Genomic DNA, 267 nt, shown 5'->3' on the forward strand with positions numbered 1-267 from the left:
CCTGACCGGGATCTGGTTCGGCACGCTCCCCGGCGCGACCATCGAGGGCCAGGCCGTGGTCGGCCGGCTGACCACGGAGGACGGCGCCGTCCCGCTGGGCCCCGCCGGGCGGTGGAACGGCTTCTCGGACCTCGAGCAGGGCAGCATCCAGCCGGCCGAGGGCACCGGCCCGGACGACTTCACGATCCAGGTCCAGGGCGAGGGCGCCTCCGAGCTGACCCTGACGCAGGCGTGGGTCCCCGGCCAGCTGCCGGCGCTGGTGGCCGG

General features: G+C 76.4%; 1 protein-coding gene. It reads left to right on the forward strand.

Going from position 1 to position 267, the window contains the following annotated elements:
• Positions 1-267 (forward strand): hypothetical protein (locus Q0L15_RS20050; RefSeq protein WP_296606391.1); only part of this gene is annotated, 267 nt, incomplete at both ends.

This window comes from Nocardioides sp., from assembly GCF_024509035.1.
Lineage (GTDB): Bacteria > Actinomycetota > Actinomycetes > Propionibacteriales > Nocardioidaceae > Nocardioides.